The 18,148-nt window shown below is 47.7% G+C and carries 16 protein-coding genes; 15 read left to right on the top strand and 1 reads right to left on the bottom strand.

Going from position 1 to position 18,148, the window contains the following annotated elements:
- Positions 1–52: 52 nt before the first annotated feature.
- The 15 genes from BQ2633_RS03160 (at position 53) to aroE (ending at position 17,541) form a co-directional block, all read left to right on the top strand.
- Positions 53–895 (top strand): DUF5715 family protein, encoded by an 843-nt coding sequence (locus BQ2633_RS03160; protein WP_075565027.1) that lies wholly within the window; start codon positions 53–55, stop codon positions 893–895.
- Between the two features lie 185 nt (positions 896–1,080).
- On the top strand, positions 1,081–2,031 hold the full coding sequence (locus BQ2633_RS03155; RefSeq protein ID WP_075565025.1) for a TPM domain-containing protein: 951 nt from the start codon (positions 1,081–1,083) through the stop codon (positions 2,029–2,031).
- 101 nt (positions 2,032–2,132) lie between these two features.
- Positions 2,133–2,723 (top strand): LemA family protein, encoded by a 591-nt coding sequence (locus tag BQ2633_RS03150; RefSeq protein ID WP_075565023.1) that lies wholly within the window; start codon positions 2,133–2,135, stop codon positions 2,721–2,723.
- 149 nt (positions 2,724–2,872) lie between these two features.
- Complete coding sequence (locus BQ2633_RS03145) at positions 2,873–4,042, top strand: AIR synthase-related protein (protein WP_141700121.1); 1,170 nt, start codon at positions 2,873–2,875, stop codon at positions 4,040–4,042.
- Between the two features lie 65 nt (positions 4,043–4,107).
- Complete coding sequence (locus BQ2633_RS03140) at positions 4,108–4,536, top strand: hypothetical protein (RefSeq protein WP_075565022.1); 429 nt, start codon at positions 4,108–4,110, stop codon at positions 4,534–4,536.
- 256 nt (positions 4,537–4,792) lie between these two features.
- Entirely contained in the window at positions 4,793–5,905 is a 1,113-nt protein-coding gene (gene prfA / locus BQ2633_RS03135; RefSeq protein WP_075565020.1) for a peptide chain release factor 1, read from the top strand.
- A 45-nt stretch (positions 5,906–5,950) separates the two neighbouring features.
- Positions 5,951–7,828: an outer membrane beta-barrel protein gene (locus BQ2633_RS03130; RefSeq protein ID WP_075565018.1), complete on the top strand. Its 1,878-nt coding sequence runs from the start codon at positions 5,951–5,953 to the stop codon at positions 7,826–7,828.
- Between the two features lie 35 nt (positions 7,829–7,863).
- Positions 7,864–8,943 carry an OmpA family protein gene (locus BQ2633_RS03125; RefSeq protein WP_083233920.1) on the top strand — a complete coding sequence of 360 codons (1,080 nt, stop codon included), beginning with the start codon at positions 7,864–7,866 and terminating at the stop codon, positions 8,941–8,943.
- An 85-nt stretch (positions 8,944–9,028) separates the two neighbouring features.
- Positions 9,029–9,946 (top strand): mechanosensitive ion channel family protein, encoded by a 918-nt coding sequence (locus BQ2633_RS03120; protein WP_346048058.1) that lies wholly within the window; start codon positions 9,029–9,031, stop codon positions 9,944–9,946.
- Positions 9,947–10,156: 210 nt separating this feature from the next.
- On the top strand, positions 10,157–12,154 hold the full coding sequence (locus BQ2633_RS03115; protein ID WP_075565012.1) for a phosphoethanolamine transferase: 1,998 nt from the start codon (positions 10,157–10,159) through the stop codon (positions 12,152–12,154).
- A 56-nt stretch (positions 12,155–12,210) separates the two neighbouring features.
- Positions 12,211–13,365, top strand: a complete 1,155-nt coding sequence (locus tag BQ2633_RS03110; protein ID WP_075565011.1) for an acyltransferase family protein — start codon at positions 12,211–12,213, stop codon at positions 13,363–13,365.
- A 66-nt stretch (positions 13,366–13,431) separates the two neighbouring features.
- Entirely contained in the window at positions 13,432–14,010 is a 579-nt protein-coding gene (locus BQ2633_RS03105) for an L-threonylcarbamoyladenylate synthase (RefSeq protein WP_075565010.1), read from the top strand.
- Between the two features lie 156 nt (positions 14,011–14,166).
- Complete coding sequence (locus tag BQ2633_RS03100) at positions 14,167–15,939, top strand: chloride channel protein (RefSeq protein ID WP_075567150.1); 1,773 nt, start codon at positions 14,167–14,169, stop codon at positions 15,937–15,939.
- 22 nt (positions 15,940–15,961) lie between these two features.
- Positions 15,962–16,699, top strand: coding sequence for a bifunctional demethylmenaquinone methyltransferase/2-methoxy-6-polyprenyl-1,4-benzoquinol methylase UbiE (gene ubiE, locus BQ2633_RS03095; protein ID WP_075565009.1), 738 nt, complete (start codon positions 15,962–15,964; stop codon positions 16,697–16,699).
- Positions 16,700–16,758: 59 nt separating this feature from the next.
- On the top strand, positions 16,759–17,541 hold the full coding sequence (gene aroE / locus BQ2633_RS03090) for a shikimate dehydrogenase (protein ID WP_176720130.1): 783 nt from the start codon (positions 16,759–16,761) through the stop codon (positions 17,539–17,541).
- 115 nt (positions 17,542–17,656) lie between these two features.
- Here the strand turns inward: aroE and BQ2633_RS03085 are convergent, their stop codons facing one another.
- Positions 17,657–18,076, bottom strand: coding sequence for a hypothetical protein (locus BQ2633_RS03085; RefSeq protein ID WP_075565006.1), 420 nt, complete (start codon positions 18,074–18,076; stop codon positions 17,657–17,659).
- Positions 18,077–18,148 lie beyond the last annotated feature (72 nt).

Genomic DNA, 18,148 nt, shown 5'->3' with positions numbered 1-18,148 from the left:
GGCAATGAAAAGATAGGTTAGTGCGTCATGCACATCATACTTCTAGGGAATTATGACAAATTCAAGAAATAATCATCGTAACAAACAAGGCTTTACACGCTATCATTTTTTGTTTGTGTTTTGGGGCATTGTGATTGTACTCTTTGGGGTCAAAATGATTTTTCCTGAGTGGACGTCGAAACAAATAGAGCGATGGGTGCATCCTTCCCTGAATGCTTTAGCTCATAGTCGAGATTCTGTAACTCTGCAGAGCCGCAAAGTGGACAGTATGTTGTTGGCACCGCGCCACAATCCGATTTGGCTGACGCAAGAGGGTAAGCCCGTGAAAAATCGCGTCACCTCCGTCCCCACTTTCGATGATGCTTTCCCCGATTTGAATGATGTGCAACTGGCTACTGCTTCAAAGGTCGGGATTCAATCGTGTCAAAATCGAGAAGAAGCCACACGACATGGCAGTAAACTCGTGTATATCGGGGATAGTCCATACTATATCGTCAAACCATTGGCGCATAGCATACCCTATTTGGTGCCGAGAGCAGCGACATTGCTAGAAGAGATAAGTCGTTCCTTTTTGGATAGTCTAACTACTAAAGGTATCCCCTTTCATAAATTGGTTGTCACTTCTGTGCTTCGCACGGAAGAAGACGTGCAGCGTCTACGCCAGCACAATGGCAATGCATCAGAGAATAGTTGTCACCGTTTCGGTACGACGTTTGATATCTCCTACAATCACTATTTTCGTGTGCAGGATCCCACACTTCCTCCCCAGGTAGAAACTTGGGCAGTGACGCTCAAGAGCGTTTTGGCAGAAGTGTTGCATGATCAGCGCAAACGTGGCACTTGCTATGTCAAATATGAAGTGCACCAATCTTGTTTTCACATCACAGCACGCTAGGCTATAACGTGCTGTGATGTGTGCGTTTTTAACGTATTGCAAGCTGTTGAGTTTGAAATAAAGCGCGAATTTTGGCTTGTTTCTCGATAGTTAGTATCTTTGCAGTAGGAGTGTCTCCTCTAAATTTGCAAAACTGCGGATTACATCTCGCAAGAAATTTTCTATTTGAATCCTATTTCAAGTATATGCAACAACGAAAGTCTCTTTGCCCTTTTCGTCGATGGCTAGTTGTCATCGGAGTTTTGCTTGGCTTTTTCGTTGGAGCTACAGCAAAAGTTTGGACACCTGAGGAAGTGCCTGTGCTTCGTTATCAAGACCGCACGCAATATGTGAGCAATCCAGAACACATCCTCTCTCAAGTTACCGTAGACAGCCTTAATGTCATCCTTCAAAATATGGAGGAAACAAAAGGTGTGCAAACTCTGGTGGCAGTGCTCGACAAAATCGAGGGCGATGATCCGTATGAATTTGCCATGGCGCTTGCTCGCAAACACGGTGTAGGCAACAAAGCAAACACCGGCTTGGTGATTGTTTTGGCAGTAGGTGATAGAAGCTACCAGTTTCTCACAGGTGAAGGCTTAGAGGGCACCTTGCCCGATGGACAAATACAATTGATTGAAGACCGATATTTTGTGCCACTGCTCAAAAAGCAAGATTGGGATGGAGCAATGCTCGTAGCTATAAAGGCGATTAACCAAGTGGTACAAGGTGACACAGAACTCGCAGCACCAGAAGATGCCGGTAATATTGTTGGAGGAGTGTTCTTGGTCATTGTTTTATTTGGGGTCTTTTTGATCTATTGTTTATATCTCCTCAATGTCGCAAACCCACGATGTCCGCAGTGTCGTCAACGAAAAGTTTATAAACTCCGTCAACAGGAACAACGAATGCTTCGTGATGGTCGTTCCGTGCGTGTCATTGTCAGCACCTATCGATGCAAGCAATGTGGACAAGTCTTCACTCGAGAGCAGGTGCAAGACGATGATAACGATGACTCCTCTGGGTCAAGCCTTCTAGCAGGTATGATTATCGGTGGGCTCCTACGTGGTGGCCGTGGTGGTTCTAGAGGTTTTGGAGGTGGCGGCTCGTTTGGCGGCGGCTCCTTTGGTGGCGGTGGCTCGGGTGGACGTTTCTAGTTTGCTCTACTTCTCTTAAAACGCAATTATTGCAACATCTATCGCTACAATGTTTTAATTCCAATCTTAGCAGTTTCAATATCACTTCAAATACATAGCGTATGAAAAGTTCCAACAAAATCCTTTGGATTATCCTTGCAGTCGTTGTTGTCCTCGTTGGTTTCGGCGGTTGTCAGTACAATAGCCTCATGACGAAAGACGAGGCGGTGAATCAAGTGTGGGGCGACTTGCAAAGTAGTTATCAACGCCGTGCCGATCTCATTCCTAATCTTGTAAGCACAGTCAAAGGTTATGCTAAGCATGAAAGCAGCACGCTTGAAAATGTAATCGCAGCTCGTGCGAAGGCTTCGCAAATCACCCTCGATCCGTCCAATGCTACTCCCGAACAACTTGCGGCTTATCAGAATGCACAAGGACAACTCTCACAAGCGCTTGGTAAGCTCATGATGTTGCAAGAACAATATCCTGACTTGAAAGCCAATGAGCAGTTTTCTATGCTCCAGGCACAACTCGAAGGCACGGAAAATCGTATCAACGAAGCTCGCAAGAAGTATAACGAATCTGTGCGTGACTACAACGTGAGCGTGCGTCGTTTCCCCATCAACATCCTCGCAGGTATGTTTGGTTTTGAGAAACGTGCCACTTTCGAGGCGACTGCTGATGCTCAAAATGCACCTAGCGTCAATTTCTAATCTATTTTCTTCAAATAAACTTTTGCATAGCATCATGTTCTATAGTTTCTTACTAAAGTAGGTGCATTGCTTCAAGCATATCTTTTAGAGATTTTCAAATCTCCTAATCCATCTCTCACTTCCTCCAACTCTATTTCAGCTCCTTTACTATGGACAAAAACCAACGTTACATGATGCGTGGTGTCAGCGCAATGAAAGAAGATGTGCATGCTGCCATCAAGAACATCGACAAAGGTATTTTCCCCCAAGCCTTCTGCAAAATTATTCCCGATATTTTGGGAGGAGATCCCGAATATTGCAACATCATGCACGCTGATGGTGCTGGCACAAAGTCGAGCTTGGCTTACATGTATTGGAAAGAAACGGGCGATCTCTCTGTGTGGAAAGGCATTGCTCAAGATGCTCTCATCATGAATACTGATGATTTGCTCTGTGTCGGTGCTGTGGACAACATTCTGGTGTCATCTACCATCGGTAGAAACAAGATGTTGATTCCTGGTGAAGTAATCAGTGCAATCATCAACGGCACTGACGAACTCCTTGAAAACCTCCGCAACATGGGCGTTGGTATCTATGCTACTGGTGGCGAAACGGCAGATGTGGGCGATTTGGTGCGCACTATCATCGTGGATAGCACAGTGACTTGCCGCATGAAGCGAAGCGAAGTCATCGATAATGCCAACATTCGTCCAGGTGATGTGATTGTGGGGCTCTCATCTAGCGGTCAAGCTACCTATGAAACAGAATATAATGGTGGAATGGGAAGTAACGGATTGACGTCCGCTCGTCATGATGTCTTCGCCAAATATCTGGCTGAAAAGTATCCAGAGAGCTTTGACAAGGCTGTGCCTGAGGAGTTGGTGTATAGTGGTCACTATCAACTCACGGATGCTGTGGAAGGAAGTCCTGTGAACGCTGGTAAACTTGTATTGTCTCCCACTCGCACTTATGCGCCCGTGGTGAAAAAGATGCTCGACGAACTTCGTCACGAAATCCATGGCATGGTGCATTGCACTGGTGGTGCTCAGACCAAAGTGTTGCACTTCGTGTCTGACAATTGCCGTGTAATCAAAGACAACATGTTCCCCGTTCCTCCTTTGTTCCGTGCCATCGCAGAAGAGAGTGGTGCTGACTGGAGCGAAATGTACAAAGTTTTCAACATGGGTCACCGTTTGGAAGTGTATCTTTCTCCTGAACATGCAGAACGTGTCATTGAAATCTCAAAATCTTTCAACATCGACGCCCGAATCGTGGGACGTGTGGAAGAAGGCACCAAATCACTTACCATCCGCAGTGAGTTTGGCGAGTTCAACTATTAGGTAATCGTAGAGCACTCGTCTAGAAGTGCAATGCGAACCTTTAGTATCAACGAACCAAATCCCTTATGAAATATCTTTTTTATGGCGGTTTCTACTGCTGTATGGCTGTGATGATGCTCTGTAGTTGCAGTGGACGGAACAATGGTTCCGACAATGATACAGAAATCGCAGACTCTGCTTACGCCGTTTCCGATGAAATGCAAGAAAGCCGTCATTCTGCAGAGGATATGGATGCTTCTTCCTCTGGTCGCATGAGTTCTGAGTATGGCGGAGGTAGTGCTGGAATCATACAAGATAGACTTTCGCCGGAAGATGAGGCTTACGAAGCTGGTCATTCCCAAGGATATGATGATGGCTCTGCTGATGCGGGCACCAGAAGTGAGCACGGCACCAGTTTTGACGAAGATAATAAATATACCGGTAAAGCCGCAGAACAATACGAAGAAGGTTATACTACCGGATATGAAGAAGGCTTCAATGGCTTAACACGATAGTAGTTGAGCTCATTATAACTTCATCAAGAGAGTTGCTGAACGGGCTTGGAAAATCTCCGAGATTATTTTCAAAAACTCCGACATCTTTCGGAAAATCTCCGAGTATATTTAGATAATCTCTGAGATACAATTGAAAATCTCCGAGATATTTTCGAAGATCTCCGTGGTCTCTCGTCAAATTAGGGCATTTAGAAGAGCTGTTATGCTGGTGCCCAATCAAATTTACTCATAAACATAGAAAAATCTACCATTATATATGGCTGAAACAACAACACTTCTCGAAAAGCTCGATGGGCTTGTGGCACGTTTCGATGAAGTTTCCACGCTAATCACTGACCCAGCAGTCATAGCCGACCAACAGCGCTATGTTCGTCTCACCAAAGAGTATAAGGATCTCGAAGAACTCATGAGTGCACGCCAAGAGTATGCCAATCTTCTTGGCAATCTTGCAGAAAGCAAGAGCATTCTCATGACAGAAGACGATGCTGAAATGAAGGAAATGGCTCGTGAAGAAGTGGCTGCTTGTGAAGAGCGCATTCCCACTTTAGAAGAAGAAATCAAGCTCATGCTTGTCCCCAAAGATCCTGAAGATGCCAAGAATGCCATTCTTGAAATTCGTGGTGGCACAGGTGGTGATGAAGCTGCGCTTTTTGCTGGCGACCTCTTCCGCATGTATAGCAAGTATTGTGAGACAAAGGGCTGGAAACTCGAAGTTTCTAGCTTCTCCGAAGGAGCTGCAGGAGGTTACAAGGAAATTGTGTGCTCTGTTACTGGCGCCGATGTCTATGGCACGCTCAAATATGAAAGTGGTGTGCACCGAGTGCAACGTGTACCAGCTACAGAAACTCAAGGTCGTGTGCACACTTCTGCTGCCACGGTAGCTGTACTTCCCGAAGCAGAAGCCTTCGATGTTGTCATCAATGAAGGTGAAATTAAGTGGGATACCTTCCGCTCTTCCGGTGCTGGTGGACAGAATGTTAACAAGGTGGAGTCGGGTGTGCGCTTGCGTTACAATTGGAAGAACCCCAATACTGGTGTAGTCGAAGAAATTCTCATCGAATGTACTGAGACTCGTGACCAGCCTAAGAATAAGGAACGCGCACTCGCTCGTTTGCGTACTTTTATCTACGACAAAGAGCATCAGAAGTATGTAGACGATATCGCTTCTCGTCGTAAAACTTTGGTGTCTACGGGTGACCGTTCGGCAAAGATTCGCACTTACAACTACCCACAAGGCCGCATCACCGACCACCGTATCAACTATACCATTTATAATCTCTCTGCATTTATGGATGGTGACGTGCAAGATTGCATAGATCACCTCATCGTGGCAGAAAATGCAGAACGATTAAAAGAAAGTGAGCTTTAATTATTTAGCTTTTCAGCTTATCATTCAAAACTAATTTTTTTAGACATGAAAAAAACTATACTCAGTACTCTCGCAGTCCTCGCTTTGCTTGCTCCTCAGTGTATGCAAGCTCAAGTGAGTGATGTCAGTGTCATCGTTAGCCCCACTGCGGGTTACACCTTCTGGAATAAGCAACTCAATGTAGGTAATTCCGCATTCTATGGCGCGCGTGTTGGCTTTGGCTTCGGACCCATTTTGGAACTCCGTGGTAACTATGAGCGCAGTTTCGACCTCAAAGGTAAATTGCAAGGCACCGGCTGGAATGTAGCCAATGAGTTTGCCGGTAAACTCGAAAATTCAAAAATCACATACGAACGTTTTGGTGGCGATCTCAAGCTCAATCTCTGGAACAATGCTCGCTTCACTCCCTATGTGATTGGTGGTGCTGGTGTGCTCAAATTCCACTATGATGATGTCGTTAACGCTGGTCATCGTGTACACGAAGAACAGCTCTATGGAAATGTTGGTGCTGGTTTGAAAATCAACATCGTTCCTCGAGTTGCTCTCACGCTCGAAGCTCGCAATGTGTTCTTCAATGCAGCTCCTAGCAGCCAATATGTAGTGGCTGGTACTAACAACACGCTTCAAAACTGGAGTGGACTCGCTTCTCTCGATTTCTACCTTGGTGGCGCACCTGCTGCGAAGGACGAAGTGAGCCGAGCTTATCGCCAAACTTTTAGTGGTGGTTTCCGTGGTTTGCGCTTCGTAGTAGAGCCTTCTGCTGCCTACCTCAACTTCCGCGACAATTCTAACTTTGGAGATACTTGGATGCTCGGTCTCTCTGCTGGAGTTGACTTCTCTACACTCGTAGGGGTTCGCGGTTTCTACTATCGTGCTACAGATAAACCCGATGGTCTCAGCACCAAACTTGATGGAGGTCTTTCCATCTATGGAGCTAACCTTTTGACTCGTCTCAATGTACCTCGCGGTGTAACGCCTTATCTCTCTTTGGGTGCTGGTTATTTGAATGTTGATGACAAGTATTCTCAACATGATGCACGCTTTGCCAACGCTAAGAGTGGCTGGTTTGCACTTGGTGGTGGTGGATTAGAAGTGCCCTTGCACCGCATGGTGAGCGCCTTCGGTTCTGCTGAAGCTATGCTCATGGAGCAAGAAAATCCTAAACTTACGGAGGCTGCTAATCCTTCTTCCATCAAGGTCAACTGGATGTATCGCATGGGGCTTCGTTTCAACTTAGGACTCAAAGCGAAGAATGGCACTGCTACTTACCAAAAGTTGGTACAAGCTGAGCGCGATCGTATGTTGGTGAAGGAGAAAATGCAACAAGTGGCAGTAGATTCTGCTGAACGTGTTCGTGTAGATACTGCTGTTGTTCATGACGAAGTAAAAACTCGCACTGCTGTTGTAGCTGACACCGCTGGTGTTGTGATTGAGGCTACTCCTCTAGTACCTGCGAAAGTGAAGTCTACTTTGCCTTTGCAAACCACTGGCAATGTGATTTTGCTCAACGAGGAACAACTCGCGCGCATTGTACAACGCGTGCTGCAAGCTACACAACCTACTCAGGTGCAACCTGCTAGTTCTTACAGCTCAATGTCTGATTTCGACAAGATTTTGCTCATCATGGCATTGCGCAATAACGCTGTTCCTCAACAAGTATTGCCTCAATACTTCAGCATGCCTCAAATGAATGCTGCAGCAAAGAGTGGACAAGACAACAGCAACCAGCAGCAAATCCTTCTCTTGCAACAGCAAATTCAACAATTGCAACAACAGTTGCTCCAGAATAAGGCAGCACAAAAGACTAATAAGAAGACCACCACTCGTGCCACGTCTTCTGCAGATGCCACTTCTGCAACTGCAACTCAAGATCAAACACCAAAAGCAGATAGCACTTCCACCTCCGGTGCTGTTGCGCAATAAGGCGTCAAGGTGTTGTTTCATATAAACCTCTGTTTATGAAAAGATTTTCTCATCTTTGCCTTTGTAGCCTCCTGTTGTTGCTACCATCGATGGGGCATGCTGCCAATGTCTCTCCAGAGACATCGGTAAATACAGTGACGCTATCTACATCCGACAGCTTGTTGGCTGTTGATGAAGAACAATTAGTCACTGCCCTCATCAACATGGTGCACCAGCAACAACAATTGAAGGCGCAACACAATCGCCAAATGGCAGATTGGTTGCACACACAATTGTTGGTGGAAGCTCTGACACCTCCCACGAATGGAGATGTTCAGGCAAATTCTCTCTCTCGACTCTCGGCTCGCGTTGCTCAGTTGGAACAGCTGGTTCAACAAATGATTAGTCAACAGTTGCAAACACGGAAATTGTTGACTCAGCAAGCGGCTAATCAGTTCACGAATGTTCCCCAAAGCACTTCACCAGAATTGCAACAATTGCTCGATGACCAAGCCTATATGTTGCAACTCCTGGAGAAAAAGCGCCCAGAAGCAAAGACCAAACAGACCACTGTTGTGCCTATTCCACTGCCCGTCAATGCAACGCGTGATGATAGTTTGGCACATCAAATCAAAGTGTTGCAAGCACAGCTGAAGGAGCTGCAAACCAGCCCCAATGCAGTAGTGCAGGTGAATACTCCTGCGATGCAACGGATCGCACCAGTGCTTTCCATGCAGACTAATCCTAGTCTCTTGACAACGAGCGACTCTCTGAAAGGAAATTGGATAGGGGAAGCCCCTACCATTGCAGTTGTACCTTTCGACTTCGAACGTTCCGTTTTCTTCGATTTGAGTAGTACTCGTTTGGGCGCTGATGCAAAGCAAAAACTTGCGGAAACGTTGCAGTTCCTTATGGACTTTCCTCAAGAAAACATCGTTTTGCGTGGTTATGCTTCGCCCGATGGCAACCGAAAGTTTAATCTTCGACTTGCTCAACAACGCCAACAAGCGGTGCAAAACTATCTTTTGCAGCATGGTGTAGACCAAAGTCGTATCATTCTTTCCGATTGTGGTGTGAATCACTCTGACGTAGCTGCGCAAGTAGTTCGAAGAGTGGATATCTCTTTGCAAAAGTAATTATCCTATTCCAGCATATCGCCTATCTATGCCTTGTGCATAGATGGGTGATTTTGCGTATTGTTTTCTAGCTCCTTTCATGTTAATGCAACTCCAATCCCTTCTTTTCAAATTTCTTTTTACTTCTCTCTCACAAAACACCCCAACGAAAGAGGTGGTAGCGGAGATGACAAAGCCGATTCAACTCAATGAGCATAAATTCTTGACCATGCTTGAAGGATGGAAAGAAGGACTTATCAATTTCGGCATCCGCGTGCTCCTCGCCATCGTCTTCTTCTTCGTTGCTCGTTGGGTGATCAATGCTTTCGTCCGATTGTTGAAAGGCATCATGAATCGTCGTAATCTGACAGGGGTTGCCGTTTCGCTCATCAATTCCATCGTCATAGCCCTGCTTTATATCGCGGTCGGCATTGGCATTGTCAGCATCTTAGGCGTGAAGAGTGTAAGCCTTGCCGCCGTTCTTGCCTCCATGGGTTTGGCAGTAGGTATGGCTTTGAGCGGTCAGTTGCAGAACCTTGCAGGCGGTGTCATCATTGTCGTCACAAAACCCTTCGGCATTGGTGACTTCATTCAAGCACAAAATGTAGAAGGAACCGTGAAGAGTGTAAATCTTTTCCACACCGTCATCACCACTATTGAGAATAAGGTCATCTTCATTCCCAATGGAGCGTTAAGTAGTGGGGTTATTATCAACCCTACAGCCCAAGATACCCGTCGTTTGCAATGGACTTTTGGCATCGACTATGATAGTGACGTGGATAAAGCCCTTGTGATTCTTCGTCAGCTCTTGGAAGCCGATGACCGTGTGATGAAAACAGAGGACATTTATATCGGAGTGTCCGCACTCAATGCCAGCAGTGTAGACATTCTTGTCCGCGCTTGGGTGAATGTTTCCGATGTACTTGCTGTGACGCATGGCTTCAATCTCACCGTGTTCCATGCTTTCAATGAAGCGGGCATCTCCTTCCCCTTCCCACAAGTTACCGTAAGTCAGCGAAAATAAGCGCGCGACTTATCCCTAGGTGCTTACGATTGTGCTTTTCTTCCTCTTGTGTACTATATAAAAGCCCAAGAATACTTGCATAACCTCTCGAAAAAAGGTAAATTTGCGGTAATGTTTTATCATTAACCACAAAGTATCATCGTCAAGCACACACGTCAATAGTGAGAGTTTGGGAATTCTTCTCCCAAACTCTTCACTAAACTTTCAGTCATGACTCAGATATTCTCTTTCTTTCCCTCTTGCGTTCTGTGGCTCGTCCGTCCCGTGCTGCGGCAACGAGCCTTGGTGATTACGCTTTTGGGATTGGCGTTGAGCAATGCGTGGATTACTGAGCGTCCGAGTCACGACTATGTCTATTATGCCCTTGTGGCGTGGATGGATATTTATCTCGCGGCAGCTTTCGTGGAGCTGTCTGGGCAAATTACCGCGAACGGAAAGTGGAAATTTCTGCACCAATTCGTGAAAATCATGGTATATATCACCGCATATATGCTATGGAGTGTGGAAATCTTTTTGTTTGAACGCTTTCATCTTTGCATTTCGCCCACGGTTATCCATCTTTTGCTAGAAACTACTCCTGCAGAATCTGGAGAATTTTTGGAAGGCTTGCTCTCCAACGACATCTTTTGGCAAGTATTTATAGCAACGCTCTCGCTCTCCTTTACCAGTTTTCTATTAGAATGTTGGCACCTGCTTTCCTTTCGAGGCTTATGTCGCAAAGATGCTACGAGATATTGTCGAAGAGGGAGAAGAATCTTGCGAAAGTTACCTCTTTGTCGCAAGAAACAACAGAATTCCACGGAAAAAGTCCGCTTGACACAAGGTGAAGAGTCCTTAGTTCAAGATGAAGAATCCATAGTTCAAGGTGACGACAGCCTAGCGAAAGACGAGCTTAGCCCCCAAACAAGCAGGCATCCTTTCCTGCTTTGGGGAAAATCTCTGTTTGTAGCACTTGTTTTAGGAGTGTTTATTGGAGCATTGGGAGCTTGGTGCAACCACCAGTTCAAGATGCTGCAATTCTTCTCCAATAGCCAGAGCGACCATGCAGAGACCGTTGCAGAGTCGGAATTCTTTACCCCCTATTATCGCAGTGTGCAAGCCCTCCACCTCGTGCGCATGGCTGCTGATGAAACAGAGGCTCTGAAAGCACGCATGCAACACCTGCCTGTTTTGAAGGTGGCAGAAAATAGTTGTCCAAATATCGTGGTCATCATCGGTGAAAGCTACAACAAACATCATGCTGCGCTCTACGGATATGGCTTGCCCACGACACCACGACTCTGTGAACGTGCAAAGCGAGGGGAGTTGGTTGTCTTTGATGATGTCATTTCTCCATGGAACATCACAAGCAATGCTTTTCGAGCCTTTCTCTCCACTCAAAGTGCCGATGAAGGAGGCAGATGGACGGAAGGCGTCCTCTTTCCAACCTTGTTCAAGCGAGCAGGATTCAAGGTTGCCTTTCTCTCCAATCAGTTCTTCCACACCGTTTCGCAAGGAAGCATCGATTTCAACGGTTCTTTCTTCTTGAATGATCCACAGATGGAGAACCTCTGTTTTGATCATCGCAATGCCTTTCGCAGCAAGAACGATGGCACCATCCTTAGTTTGTTGAAAGGTTTCACCTCTGGCGAGCGCAATCTCTATCTGTTTCACCTTTGGGGACAACACATGGAATACGATCATCGCTATCCTTCCGATCAAACCACCTTCACCTACCACGATATTCAACGCCGCGATTTGACTCGATCTCAACGAGAAATTGTGGCACATTACGACAATGCCACGCGTTGGAATGATCAAGTGGTAGACCGAATCTTGCGGAATTTTGCGAATGAAGATGCCGTGGTAGTCTATTTTTCAGATCATGGAGAAGAAGTTTATGATGGAAGCGTTCCGCTTTATGGTCGCATCCACGACGAACAGCCCTCAGCCGAGGTGATTCGACATGAATACGAAGTTCCTTTCATGATTTGGGGAAGTCGAAAGTTTCGTCGTTTGCACCCCGAACTCTTCGAGCGCATTCAGACTGCCCAACATCATCCCTTCTCTCACGATGATTTGCCCCATCTCCTCTTAGGGCTTGCAGGTATCAAGACCTCTCATTATAAAGCCCATCGCGATCCACTCTCTCCCCAATTTCGTCCCCAACGCAGATTGTTGCGAGGAAAAATCAATTATGACGAAGTGATGCGTAGCTCTCGCCCCTAAGACATCAGCTTTTGCGGTCTATCTCTTTCTGTTGCGACGAATCTTCTTATTTCAATATGCTCACCAAATCCGATAATCATTTGCTAAAGGGCATCGCCATCTTGAGCATCATGTTGCACAATCTGTTGCATCTCTTGCCAGGTGCCGTAGCAGAAAACGAGTTCACGTTTTCCGCTCGCAACATCCAGCGTGTGCTCTTTGAGTTTCACCACAGTCAAGAGGTGTGGCGCATGATCGCTTCGGTCTTTTCCCATTTCGGACATTACGGGGTGCCCATCTTCCTCTTTCTCAGTGGTTATGGTCTGGTGATGAAGTATGAGAAAAGTCTAACGCAAGCCCCCTCGACACTTCCTTTTCTGTGGCAACACATGAAGAAATTGTGGGGGCTCATGGTGCCGGGTTTCGTGGTTGCCCTTTTCTTTTTGATAGATTGGCATACGTTTACCCTTAGTTTCGGAAAGAGCAATCCCTGGCTCACCCTCGCTTTCTTGGGCAACTTTTTCGAGTTCGACACGTTGCTCTATGGTCCTTGGTGGTTCTTCTCCTTAATGTTACAGTTCTATCTCATCTATCGTTGTATTTTCTATCGATGGAGAACGGCTCTCCCTTTATGGAGCATCGTAGGCTTGAGCATCCTTGCCATGTGGTTAGCCAACGAATCCAACATTCACCTAGAGATTAGCGATAGTTCATTGTTGCGTTATCTCCGCGTTTCTGCCCTCGGTCACCTCCTTCCCTTTGCTTTGGGTATCAGCGCAGCGCGATGGGGTGGGGCAGCCACAATGACGAAATGGAAAAATCAACTTTCGCCCATCTTGCAGCGCGGTCTAGCTCTGTTGACGAGCCTTCTCGGGTTGGTGTTGCTTTATTGCTCTGCCTTCCATTTCACCTTCTGGCTCTTTTCTCCCCTCTTTGCCATCATGGCGGTAGTGCCGTGGACTACGTTGTTACAGCGTCCTGCACTGCGACTTGGATGGGAGCATTGGGGCTTCTATTCGTCTGCCCTTTTTGTCTATCATCCCATCATCCGTGCAGAGATTTTACCTCGTGCCACGCAAGCCGCAGCGCGAAATGATGTTGCCACCCTCGGTTGGAGCATCGTTCTCTTCCTCACATTGGCTTATATCCTAGCGCGTGCCGATCGAAATGTACGCAGTTGGTGGAAACTGTGGCAACAATCTCGATCCAGCCCCCCTCATACCCCTTCCTAGGTAGGAGTCAAAAGCAATCCTAATAAGGATTTCAACGCAATCACCAACATTTTCAAACTCTGCATTATGCTCACTCACGAACAACGACAAGATATCAAGCAAGCCATCGACGTGATGCACCAAGGTGGCGTCATTCTTTATCCCACCGACACCATTTGGGGCTTGGGTTGTGATGCCACAAACCCCGAAGCTGTGGCAAAAGTCTATGCCATCAAGCACCGAGAAGATGCCAAAGCTCTCATCAGTTTAGTAGATAGCGAAGCCAAAGTAGACTTCTATGTGCCCGATGTCCCTGAAGTGGCTTGGCAACTGCTGGAGTGCGCCACTCGCCCTCTCACGATTATCTACGACAATGTGCGCCATCTTGCTCCCAATCTTCTCGCAGAAGACGGCAGTGCAGCTTTGCGCATCACGCAAGAAGAGTTTAGCAAAGAACTCTGCATGCGCATGAAGCGTGCAGTGGTCAGCACTTCTGCCAACATCAGTGGAGAAGCTGCCCCCCGTTGCTTTGCCGACATCTCTCCAGAAATCCTTGCTGCAGTCGACTATGTCTGCACCTCCCGTCGTGATGAACCCGACAATGGTGCGGCGTCGTCTATCATCAAACTCACGGCATCTTCAGAAGTCACCGTGATTCGTCCTTGATACTCTAGAAGCTCTAAAGAACTAGAATCACTAGCCCTCTAACTTCTAATCTCTAACGTCTAAAGTCTAACGTCTAAAATGCCTCTTTCTCCCAAAGAATTTTTTGAAAACACCAAAGAGAGCATCGCTGTGCTTCCCACGCCGGCGCATCTTCGCATGCCCCATTGGCTCAAGAAGCTCACCAACGGTAGCATCACCCACAAACAGTTCATCCTCATCCTTAGTTTTTTGGTTGGGGTAGCTTCTGGCATAGCGGCAAATCTTCTCAAGTGGTTTGTCCATTTTGTAGAGCATTTGCTCACCCACAACTTTAATGTCGATAGTTCCAATGCCCTCTACCTCATCTATCCTGTAGTCGGCATCATCATTTCCGCACTCTTCATCAAGTTTATAGTGCGTGACAACATCGGTCATGGTATCACCAAAATCCTTTACGCCATCTCGCGCAACCAAGGGCACATCCGTTCGCACAACATGTGGTCGTCCATTGTCGCTTCCGGCATCACCATCGGTTTTGGTGGATCGGTCGGAGCCGAATCCCCCGTTGTGCTCACGGGTTCAGCTATTGGCAGCCGCATCGGTTGCTGGTTTCACCAAGACCACCGCACCATCATGCTTCTCGTGGGGTGTGGAGCAGCGGGAGCCATCGCCGGCATTTACAAAGCCCCCATCACAGGACTCGTGTTCACCATCGAAGTGTTGATGATCGACCTCACCATGTGGTCGCTCGTCCCCTTGCTCATCTCCTGCACCACAGCCGCTTGCATCAGCTATTTTCTTTCGGGCAATGCCACCATGTTCCACTTCGATCTCAACGATCCCTTTGTCGTGGAACGCGTGCCCAGCACCATCTTGTTAGGACTGGTTTGCGGCTTCGTTGCTCTCTATTTCACACGCTCCATGAATGCTTTTGAGCAAGTCTTTGCCAAGTGCAAAAACATGATGGTGCGTTTTGCCCTCGGAGCATCGGTATTGGCAGCCCTCATCTTCCTCTTCCCACCGCTCTATGGGGAAGGCTATTCCACGATTTCTACCTTGCTCAATAGTCATGGCATGAGCGATGCCTCCTCTGTGATGAACAATTCGCTCTTCTATGGACACGACCAGTATTTGCTCGTCTTCCTCGCGCTCGTGGCTTTGGTGAAAGTCTTTGCTTCCACAGCCACCACGGGGGGAGGCGGTTGCGGTGGTACGTTTGCGCCCTCCATCTTCCTCGGGGGAGTCACAGGCTTCGTCTTTGCTGGAGTGTGGAATCTCGTACAGCCCTTTGGCATCGTTCTTCCCACCACCAACGCCACCCTTTATGGCATGGCTGCAGTGATGAGTGCTGTGTTCCATGCCCCTCTCACTGGCATCTTTCTCATTGCCGAACTCACTGGCGGTTATCAACTCCTCGTGCCGCTGATGATAGTCTCTTCAGTGAGCTATAGCCTCGTGCGCAGCATCGAACCCCACAGCATCTATGCCATGCGTTTGGCACGTCGTGGACAACTCCTTTCGCACCACAAAGACCAGGCGGTCATTGCCTTGATGAATCTCGATGATGTCATCGACAAGACCCGTCCGGTGCTGGATCCAGAAACCTCACTCGGTGATATGTTGCAAATCGTTTCTTCCAGCAAGCGTCTCCATTTCGCTGTGTGCAGTCCTGATGGAGCTTTATTGGGGCAAATCAATCTCAACAACATCCGTCATATCATCTTCCGTAGCGAACTCTACAACACCTTCACTGTGCGCGGTCTCATGTCGCAACCTTCAGCCACCCTGCGCACCGATGATGGTATGCTTGCCATTATGGACAAATTCCAAGTCGATGATGCTGGCACACTCCCTGTGGTCAACACCGAAAACCGCTTTGTGGGCTATGTGAGCCGCTCAGAACTTTACAGTGCTTATCGTGAAATCATGAAAGATTTCTCCGAAGAATAAGCCATAACGCACAAACTTTGCAATGAAATATCAGCAAGAAAGCATAAAGCCTTACTCCAACGAAGGAGCAAAAGGCGAACAGGTGGAACGTATGTTCGACCAAATCGCACATTCCTACGATTTTCTCAATCACACCCTCTCACTGGGCATCGACCACTCATGGCGCAAGGCAGCTATCGACTCTTTGAAGCCCTACGCTCCGCAGCGCATCCTAGATGTAGCCACTGGCACAGGCGATTTCGCCCTTATGGCTGTGGACCGTCTGCAGCCGCAATCACTCATCGGAGCTGACCTCTCAGAAGGGATGCTCAGTGTAGGTCGTGAGAAAGTGGAGCGCGCTGGAAAGTCCGACATCATCACGCTACAAAAGGAAGACTGCATGGCACTTTCTTTCGAGGATAACACTTTCGATGCCGTCACTGTGGCTTACGGTGTGCGTAACTTTGAAGATCTCGACCGAGGACTTCGCGAGATGCTCCGTGTGCTCAAACCAGGTGGACGACTCGTCATCATCGAACTCACCAGTCCAGTTCGCTTCCCTATGAAACAGCTCTTCTGGCTCTATGCCCATGTGTGGATGCCCTTGGTGGGAAAACTCGTTTCACGCGACAGCCGAGCCTATTCTTATCTGCCTGCTACGATGGAAGCCTTCCCACAAGGCGAAGTGATGCAAGGAATCATCGAAAAAGCGGGTTTTCAATCGGTGAAATTCCGCCGTTTCACTTTCGGACTCTCCACGCTCTACACGGCGGAGAAATAGCTTTGTAGCAAAGAGTTATGGCTCACTCGCTTTCTCCTTCTTCCCAAGGTACTGCCTTTATCGATGTATATGGGCTCATCGGCTTTCCGCTTGGGCATAGTTTTTCTGCAAAATACTTTGCGGAAAAGTTCTCACGTGAAAGCATTGCTGCCACTTACGAAAACTTTCAAATGGAGCAACTGCCCGATTTGCACCAGTGGGCAATGGCACATCCCGATTTACGTGGGTTCAATGTAACTATCCCTCACAAGCAAACCATCATTGCGCAACTCGATGCTTTGTCGCCTGCTGCTACTGGGATAGGAGCCGTCAATGTGGTGCGTATCGTGCGCAGTGATGACGGTGAAGTGCGACTATTGGGCGATAATTCCGATTGGGTAGGATTCACAGAGAGTCTGCGCCCCTTGCTTCGTCCCGACATCCAGCGTGCCCTTGTGTTGGGCACAGGTGGAGCATCACGAGCGGTCATTGTTGCGCTCCGAAAGTTAGGCATTCATCCCACCTATGTGAGTCGTTATCCCTTGCCCCAAGGTGTGGAAGTGGGTGGAGCAGTGGTACCGGTGCTCACTTACGATGCTCTCACGCCCGAAACGATGAAAACGCATCCTCTCGTGGTCAATACCACTCCGCTAGGCATGCACCCCAAAGTAGAGGAAGCGCCAGCCATCCCTTATGCTTGGCTCACGTCAGCGCATGTGCTGTACGACTTAGTCTACAATCCCCTCGAAACGCGCTTCATGCAGTTGGGCAAAGCGCAAGGGGCTGTCGTGAAAAATGGACTCGAAATGTTGCACCTTCAGGCAGAAGCCGCCTGGGAGGCATGGCACACGCTTGCGCTCTAGAGTTTTTTGTGAATGTCACCTTCCCCAAAAATAATCCAGCTCGGCTGTGGTAAGATCTGTTTTGCCACAGCCGATTTGGTATTATTCTAAATCGGTCATCAGAGCGTTATAGATCTTATTTTCGGAGGTATCCTCTCAACATTCCCCCCACTGCAATGCCGATGAGGGCAAAGAGTAGGGCAGAGGTGAGTGAGTCACGCGGAGTCGTCGACGTGGCAGTGCGTTGTTGTTCTTGCCGATCTCTAGCCCGAAACATGGTATCGAGATGTACCCGATGCAGGGTGTCATGCACGAAGTGCCAATGTTCGTGTGTTCGCTCTTTCACCATTTGGTTGCCTTGCCAGTAAACACTGTCGTGAAGAAAAATACTATCGTGCTGAATGTGCCATTGTCGCACAGTATCGTGTTGGCTGAGACGCACGGTGTCGTGCAGCGTGATTTGGTGGTGAATCTCGCGAGTGGTGGTGCAACTGCCCATGATGAGCAGAACGATGAGGGCAAAGACGAGGTGAATAGTGGAAGATAAGTCTTTCATATTGATTGATTTAAGTTTTCGCTCACTCTCCTGCGCCTAAAAGTGAGAGAAGGGTATTGTTTCTTTTGCAGG

This window comes from Ihuprevotella massiliensis (assembly GCA_900095835.1).
Classification (GTDB): domain Bacteria; phylum Bacteroidota; class Bacteroidia; order Bacteroidales; family Bacteroidaceae; genus Alloprevotella; species Alloprevotella massiliensis.
This window is presented reverse-complemented; position numbering and strand designations above follow the sequence as displayed.

Bases quoted from the DNA above. Each gene is read 5' to 3' on its own strand.
- BQ2633_RS03115 (WP_075565012.1), top strand. From the start codon at position 10,157: ATGACTCAGATATTCTCTTTCTTTCCCTCTTGCGTTCTGTGGCTCGTC.
- BQ2633_RS03160 (WP_075565027.1), top strand. From the start codon at position 53: ATGACAAATTCAAGAAATAATCATCGTAACAAACAAGGCTTTACACGC.
- BQ2633_RS03120 (WP_346048058.1), top strand. From the start codon at position 9,029: ATGCAACTCCAATCCCTTCTTTTCAAATTTCTTTTTACTTCTCTCTCA.
- BQ2633_RS03100 (WP_075567150.1), top strand. From the start codon at position 14,167: ATGCCCCATTGGCTCAAGAAGCTCACCAACGGTAGCATCACCCACAAA.
- prfA (WP_075565020.1), top strand. From the start codon at position 4,793: ATGGCTGAAACAACAACACTTCTCGAAAAGCTCGATGGGCTTGTGGCA.
- BQ2633_RS03085 (WP_075565006.1), bottom strand. From the start codon at position 18,076: ATGAAAGACTTATCTTCCACTATTCACCTCGTCTTTGCCCTCATCGTT.
- ubiE (WP_075565009.1), top strand. From the start codon at position 15,962: ATGAAATATCAGCAAGAAAGCATAAAGCCTTACTCCAACGAAGGAGCA.
- BQ2633_RS03140 (WP_075565022.1), top strand. From the start codon at position 4,108: ATGAAATATCTTTTTTATGGCGGTTTCTACTGCTGTATGGCTGTGATG.
- BQ2633_RS03105 (WP_075565010.1), top strand. From the start codon at position 13,432: ATGCTCACTCACGAACAACGACAAGATATCAAGCAAGCCATCGACGTG.
- BQ2633_RS03110 (WP_075565011.1), top strand. From the start codon at position 12,211: ATGCTCACCAAATCCGATAATCATTTGCTAAAGGGCATCGCCATCTTG.
- BQ2633_RS03125 (WP_083233920.1), top strand. From the start codon at position 7,864: ATGAAAAGATTTTCTCATCTTTGCCTTTGTAGCCTCCTGTTGTTGCTA.
- BQ2633_RS03150 (WP_075565023.1), top strand. From the start codon at position 2,133: ATGAAAAGTTCCAACAAAATCCTTTGGATTATCCTTGCAGTCGTTGTT.
- BQ2633_RS03155 (WP_075565025.1), top strand. From the start codon at position 1,081: ATGCAACAACGAAAGTCTCTTTGCCCTTTTCGTCGATGGCTAGTTGTC.
- BQ2633_RS03145 (WP_141700121.1), top strand. From the start codon at position 2,873: ATGGACAAAAACCAACGTTACATGATGCGTGGTGTCAGCGCAATGAAA.
- BQ2633_RS03130 (WP_075565018.1), top strand. From the start codon at position 5,951: ATGAAAAAAACTATACTCAGTACTCTCGCAGTCCTCGCTTTGCTTGCT.